Below are 401 nucleotides of genomic sequence, written 5' to 3'. Positions count from 1 at the left end.
CCGAGAACGCGCTGCGCGGCATCGCGGTCGGGCGCAAGAACTGGCTGTTCGCCGGTGCGGATTGCGGCGGCGAGCGGGCGGCCGCGATGTATTCGCTGCTCGAGACCGCCAAGCTCAACGGCGTGAACCCGCAGGTCTGGCTGACCGACGTCCTCGACCGCATCGGCAAAGGCCATCCCATCAACCGCCTCGACGAGCTCCTGCCATGGGCGTGGAAGGCGGCTCGTTCCAGTGACCCCGACGTTGCGTGAGGACCCATTGCGCCGATGGCAGCTATCTGCGATTTTCCGCCAGAAGCCGACATTCAGCAAGCGACCCCGTAGCGGTTGCTGCTGGGTGCCTTGGCCGGGCTCTGTTGCAAACTCTGATGCGGTTGCCAAGGTTGGGCCCTTGGGTTGGTA

Annotated in this window: 1 pseudogene; it reads left to right on the top strand. The window is 65.6% G+C overall.

The window, feature by feature from the left end:
* Positions 1–224, top strand: a pseudogene (locus AX692_RS18305) (transposase domain-containing protein); the annotation flags it as partial.
* Positions 225–401: the final 177 nt, after the last annotated feature.

The organism is Erythrobacter donghaensis (genome assembly GCF_001557325.1).
Taxonomy (GTDB): domain Bacteria; phylum Pseudomonadota; class Alphaproteobacteria; order Sphingomonadales; family Sphingomonadaceae; genus Erythrobacter; species Erythrobacter donghaensis_B.
The sequence above is the reverse complement of the archived record's forward strand: the minus strand, read 5'-3'. Positions and strand labels throughout refer to the sequence as shown.